At 66.2% G+C, this 5605-nt stretch carries 6 protein-coding genes; 3 read left to right on the top strand and 3 right to left on the bottom strand.

The annotated features are described in order from the left end of the window. The 3 genes from CSR00_RS29185 to CSR00_RS29175 form a co-directional block, all read left to right on the top strand. A partial coding sequence (locus CSR00_RS29185) for an acyl-CoA dehydrogenase family protein (protein WP_281259761.1) occupies nt 1-149 on the top strand: 149 nt, incomplete at its 5' end. Between the two features lie 133 nt (nt 150-282). Next, the gene (locus tag CSR00_RS29180; RefSeq protein ID WP_099025845.1) at nt 283-780 is read left to right on the top strand and encodes a MaoC/PaaZ C-terminal domain-containing protein; all 498 of its coding nucleotides are present in this window, start codon (nt 283-285) and stop codon (nt 778-780) included. 143 nt (nt 781-923) lie between these two features. Then, nucleotides 924-1577: a TetR family transcriptional regulator gene (locus tag CSR00_RS29175; protein WP_099025844.1), complete on the top strand. Its 654-nt coding sequence runs from the start codon at nt 924-926 to the stop codon at nt 1575-1577. A gap of 57 nt (nt 1578-1634) precedes the next feature. Here CSR00_RS29175 and CSR00_RS29170 read toward each other — a convergent pair whose 3' ends face one another. The 3 genes from CSR00_RS29170 to CSR00_RS29160 are packed head-to-tail and all read right to left on the bottom strand — an operon-like array spanning nt 1635 to nt 5534. After that, nucleotides 1635-3086, bottom strand: a complete 1452-nt coding sequence (locus CSR00_RS29170; RefSeq protein WP_099025843.1) for an MCE family protein — start codon at nt 3084-3086, stop codon at nt 1635-1637. Between the two features lies 1 nt (nt 3087). After that, nucleotides 3088-4182, bottom strand: a complete 1095-nt coding sequence (locus tag CSR00_RS29165; RefSeq protein WP_099025847.1) for an MCE family protein — start codon at nt 4180-4182, stop codon at nt 3088-3090. A gap of 50 nt (nt 4183-4232) precedes the next feature. Further along, nucleotides 4233-5534, bottom strand: coding sequence for an MCE family protein (locus CSR00_RS29160; protein ID WP_099025846.1), 1302 nt, complete (start codon nt 5532-5534; stop codon nt 4233-4235). Nucleotides 5535-5605: the final 71 nt, after the last annotated feature.

Below are 5605 nucleotides of genomic sequence, written 5' to 3'. Positions count from 1 at the left end.
GCGACGACACCCCGCTGGCGCGGATGTACGGCTGGCAGCGGGCGATGCGGATCTTCGACGGGCCCGACGAGGTGCATCTGCGCACCATCGCGCGCACCGAGATCGGCCGGGACAAGGGCGCCCTGGCGGCAGCGGTGACACAGAAGTGAGGCGAACGGCGCACTGGCCACACTGCATTGAGGAGATGACCGTGCCATATCCTGGTCCGATATTGTGGCCGCGAGCCCGCGTCCATGGTGCCCATCCGCGGCGCGGCCGGCGCCTGGGTGATGGGGGCGTGACGTGAACGCGGAAGGGCCGGAGTGCGCGGGCCGGGACCTGGCAGCACTGTCCGATCGGCGGCTGTGGTACGCCGAAGACCTCGGTGTCGGTGACTGGATGGATCTGGGCACGGTATCGATCAGCCAGGCGGAGATCACGGCATTCGCTCATCGCTTCGACCCCTTGCCAATTCACCTCGATCCCACCAACCGGCAGTTCGGCGGTGTGGTGGCCAGCGGAATTCACACCATGGCCCTGTACGCGAGCCTGGCCTCCCGGCAGTTCCTGCCCCGGCTGGCACTGCTGGCAGGGAAGGGGCTGGATCGGTTGCGGTTGCCCAATCCGGTTCGGCCGGGCGCAGTTCTGACCGGCTGGGTGGGTATCGACGACGTCGTGATGGGGCGGGGCCGAGCCGATATCCACTCGCGGTCAACATTGGTCGACGCCCACGGCAACGTCGTGTTGAGCTTCGTCGGAATCCAGGTTGTCGCACGCCGGGGCCACCCAGTCCGACGGTGAACCTTCACCGTCACCGTCGTTCGCTCCGTGGCCTGCCTCAGCCATGGCGGCATGTTTGACGATAACCGGACTGTCGCTCAGTATACTTCGACCCGTGAGGTACATGGCCGGCCGGAAGGCTCGCACCCCGGGGAGGCGCTGAAATGCCGCGGCCGTCGAAGCCGCTGATCAACCGCGACGCGGCCGTCGAAGCCTCGATCGAGATCATCGACGCCGAAGGTCTCAGCGCATTCAGCCTGCCACGATTGGCGGCCCATCTGGGGGTGCGGGCCCCTTCGCTCTACCACCATTTCGCGGACAAGAACGAGATCTTGACTGCGGTTGCCCGGCACATCGCGGGCAAGTCGGTCATCAAACCGCGACGCGCACCGGGCCCGGATTGGCCGGAGTATTTCGTGAGCCTCGCACTGAATTTCCGGCAATCGGTCCTGCGTCACCGCAACGCGGCGCCGGTGTTGATCGAGCACCTTCCACGCGAGATCCTGATCCCCGGCTTCGAAGACGCGGCACGCTTCCTGACCGACTCCGGAGTGCCGAGCCGCCTGCATGTACAGATATTGGACGGAATCGAGACCCTCTCTGTGGGGGCGGTATTGGCGGAGGCGGTCCGCACTCCGCGCAACCGGCACGCGTGGTTCCCGGCAATAGATTCCGACGAGTACCCCTACCTCGCGAAGGCGGTCGAGGCCAACGACCTGACGGTGAAGGAACTCTTTGCAGAACGGATCCGGAGTTTTCTGTACGGGGTCGTGGTCAATGACGCGGGGGGCCCGGGCGCCGAAGGGTCCTCCGCTTGACGCGGTCGGCCATCCGGACGACCGTCGGCCATAACATGAGGCCGGCAGATTCGCCGGTCAGTTGGGTTTCGGCGGCCGCAGCATGCTGTGCCAGGTCTTCTCACCGGTGGCCGGAGCCAGATCCGCCTGTGTATAGACCCGGCCGTCCGGACCGGTGTAGCCACCGGTCGCGGGATCGTAGAAGGCGGTGGCGATCGGAGGACCGGAGTCCGGCGTAGCGGGCGGAGGCGAGTCCGGCGGCGAGGCTGGCGGCGACTGTGGAACGTCCTGACCCGACAGCGTGGCGTTGGGGTCGCCCTTCCAGTTGAACCCGTCATTGAGCGGGACGTACTGCTGGTCGCTGTTGCACATCTTCGCCGTTGGGGCGCGCTTTCCCGGGTGCGCCATGCACGGCAGATTGCGGGCCCCGCGCACCGCATTCCACGAGTCCTGGGGTATCCGGCAGTACAGGTCGTCCGCGGGCCGGTCGGGTGTGTCCACCAGCGTGGGAATGCGTTGTTGCTGGGCCGGCAGGTAGCCGGTCGTGCAGGGAGGAGGCAGGTTGAGGTTGAGGTTGAACGACAGGATCAGGCCGGGGTGCTTGGAGTCGCGGTTCGCCACCGTCCCGGCCTGCATGACCTGGATGCCCATGGGTACCAGGACCAGCAGCTGCTCGATGCCCGGGTTGTAGGTGAGGGCGAGCTTGCCGATCCCGGCCACGTTCGACATCAGCACGGGCAGACTGGGCTGCAGGCGGTCGATGAGCTGTCGCGCCTCGTCGGCAGCTGCGCCACCCTGTTGGACGAGTCCTGCCAATGCGGCGTCGTTGTGCTGGAGCTGGGCGGTGAGGTCGGAGAGGTGGGCGGCCCAGGCGTGAATGGAGTCGGCGGTTGCGGCCTGAGAGTCGAGCACCGGTTTGGCCTGGTCGACCAGCGTGAGCATGGGGTCGAGGTTGTTTCGTGCGTCGATGGCCAGTTGAGTTGAACCAGTGACGAACCGAGAGATCTCGGGTCCCAGTCCTCCTATTGCCGCGTAGCTTTCGTCCACCACGGTCTTGACGTTGTCACCCGGTATCGCTTGGAGGCCGCGATTGGCCGCGTCCAGGAGTGTGCCGATGGCCGGTGGGATCGAGGTGCGCGCGGACGGTATGACGTCCCCTTCCTTCAGCGGCGGGGCGGTGTCGCCGCGGGGCAGGAGGGCAACATACTGCTCACCGATGGCCGACGTGCTGCGCACCTCGGCATCGAGATCCGAAGGGATCCGAACATCGGAGCGCAGGGAGAGCGTCGCCTCCACCCCGCTCTCGGTCAGATGCACGGAGCTGACCCGACCGACCTCGACGCCCCGGTAGGAGACATTGGCGGTGCCGTACAGACCACCAGCGCTCGCCAATTGCATCGTGACGTCGTAGCGGCCGACCCCGAGCAGCGCCGGCACCCTGATGTATCCGAAGATCATCAGCGCTCCGGCGACGGTCGCGACGGTGGCGAAGATGGCCAGCTGAATTTTGATCCACTTGCTCAACCGCATGTCATTTCCCCTGATCGAGGTGATACGGCGCAACCAAGGGATTGCCGGCCGTGTACGGACTGGGCAGCTGACCGATCGTGCGGCCCCACTGCATCTCGAGGTTGGTCAGATCACCCTCCCAACGGGTGCCGGTGAACAGCGTGTTGTCCAGTCGGCTCAGCGTCAGGTCGAGAATCGCGGTGATGTTGGCGTAGTCACCGCGAATCCACTTGTCCAGTGGTCCTTTCGGCCAGGGGTAGGTGCCGATGAAGTCCAGTGACCGGGTCAGGTCGGGACCACTGTCGGCCAAGGACTGGAGCACGGGTGCGACGTCGCGGAGTTCCTTGACCAGATTCTGCTTGGTGTGATTGACGGTGTCGGTGGCCAGCGCGCTGAACTTGCCGAAGGCGTCGGTGGCCTCGACGAGCTGGGCGCGTTGGTCGGCCAGCACCGCCAGCGCATCGGGAATGGTTCTTATCGCCTTGTCGAGGGTCGGCTTCTGGCCGGCGACCTGGCTGACCAGCCCATTGAAACTGTCGGTGGCGGCGACGATGTCCTCGGTCTGTTCATTGAGGTGGCCGACGAACCGATCGATCTCCTCGATCAGGCTGCGCAGATCCGCTTCTCTGTTCGAAAACGCGGTGGCGAATGCCGCGGTGATGTCCTGGACCTGACCGATCCCGCCGCCGTTGAGCAGCAGTGACAGCGCCGCCAGCGTGTCGTCGGTGCCGGGATAGGCGCCGGCATTCCGTAGTGGAATCAGCGAGCCGTCGTGCAGCTTGCCTTCGGGCGGCACCCCGGCCGGGGGTGCCAATTCGATGTGCAGGGAGCCCAGCAGACTGGTCTGGCCGACGGTGGCGGCGGCGTTGGCCGGCAGGTCGACGTTGCCGTTGAGGGTCATGGTGACCAGCGCGTGCCAACCCTGGCGTTCGATCTTGGTGATGGTGCCGACGTTCGCGTCACCCACGCGCACGCGGGAGTTCTGCTGGATGTAGCCGACATCGGGCAGCTGGGCCTGAACCACGAACGAGCCCGGGCCGCCGCCCTGGGTCCCGGGTAGGGGCAGGGAGTTCAGCCCATGCCATTGGCAGGCGCTCGCGGCGCCGATGATCGCCATGGCCAGCGTCGCGACCAGCCCGTGGCGCAGCTGTCGCCGAATTGTGGGGCTCACGAGCCGCCTCCCGGTGGGATCATCATTCCGGGCAGACCGGCGGCCGGGTCGGTTGGCACCGGCGTTGCGTCGAGCTGCGCCTCCGCCGGCGCTGACGTGCCTGCGTCGACGGCGGGGGTTGGGGTGGGAACGTGGTCCGGCCGGAGCCGGTCTTCGGAGTAGGTGAGCTCATTGGGGCGGGCCGCCTGTCCGACGACGTAGTTCGAGCCCAGGGGCGGGAAGTTGTACTGACGGTTCTTGATGATCGGTGCGAGGTACTGCACACACAGTTTGGCGGACTGCTCGGCATTGAGCCGCGATGCCGCCTGTATCCCACCGCACAGAAACGAGATCGGGTTGGCGAAGTTCTGCATGGTCAGCGCGCCGGTAATGCCCTGCTGGGTGGGTTGATAGATGTTGATGAAGTTCTGCAGGGTGCTCGGGAACAGATGCAGCGCCTGCTCGACATCGTCCAGGCTGTCGCGGACGGTGCTTGTCAGCGATGCGAGCTCGTCGGTCGTGGCGCCGAGGGTTTCCCGGTTGTCGGTGATGAAGTCGGTGGTCTCACCGACGACGTCGTTGATGTTCTTCACGGCGGTGCCCACGGCGTCGGGGGAGGTCACCAGCGCCCCGGTTACCGCCGCGAGATAGTCGTTGAACTGACCCAGCAGGTCCGAGCTGTCCTCGAGTGCGGACACCACCACCGAGAGGTTCTTGATGGTCGAGAACGTATCGGCGCTGTGGTCGCCCAGCGCCGAGAAGGCCTGCGACATGGCGATGACGGTGTCGCGAATGTTCGCCCCCTGGCCGCGCAGGTTGTCTGCCGCCGTGTTGACGAAGGCGCCCAGGGTGCTCACACCGCCCGGTCGGGTGGGCTGCAATGCGTCGGTGAGTTTCTCCAGCTGCTGGCGTAGGTCATCCCATTCGAGGGGCACCGCGGTGCGGTTCTCCGGGATCACGGCACCGTCCTGCATCGCCGGTCCGCCGGTATAGGCGGGGGTGAGTTGTATCGCGCGCGATGTCACCAGTTGGGGGGCGACGATCGCGGCCTTCGCGTCGGCGGGCACCCGGTACTTGCCGTCGACCCAGAATGTGATCTTCACCCGCTGGGGCTGTGCCTCGATATCGGAGATCCGTCCGACCGGCACTCCCAGGATGCGTACCTCGTCGTTCTGGTAGAGGCCATTGCTGTTGTCGAAGTAGGCCACGATGTGGATTCGATCGAGCGCGTCGGAGATCCGGACCTCGGTGATCACCGCGGCGGTCAGGATCACCGAGAGCGCAAGGATCACGGCGGTCCGCAGCTTGCGGGTTCTCATCATCGGGCTCCGTCGGCTGGTGCGGGGGTTCCGCCGGGTCCGGGTGGTGGATCCGTGGGGGCGGGTGCCGG

Origin of the sequence: Mycolicibacterium palauense (assembly GCF_002592005.1) — a bacterium.
GTDB lineage: Bacteria > Actinomycetota > Actinomycetes > Mycobacteriales > Mycobacteriaceae > Mycobacterium > Mycobacterium palauense.
This window is presented reverse-complemented; position numbering and strand designations above follow the sequence as displayed.

Excerpts from the sequence above, each read along its gene's own strand:
- CSR00_RS29175 (WP_099025844.1), top strand. The coding sequence starts at position 924 with ATGCCGCGGCCGTCGAAGCCGCTGATCAACCGCGACGCGGCCGTCGAA.
- CSR00_RS29170 (WP_099025843.1), bottom strand. The coding sequence starts at position 3,086 with ATGCGGTTGAGCAAGTGGATCAAAATTCAGCTGGCCATCTTCGCCACC.
- CSR00_RS29165 (WP_099025847.1), bottom strand. The coding sequence starts at position 4,182 with ATGGCGATCATCGGCGCCGCGAGCGCCTGCCAATGGCATGGGCTGAAC.
- CSR00_RS29160 (WP_099025846.1), bottom strand. The coding sequence starts at position 5,534 with ATGAGAACCCGCAAGCTGCGGACCGCCGTGATCCTTGCGCTCTCGGTG.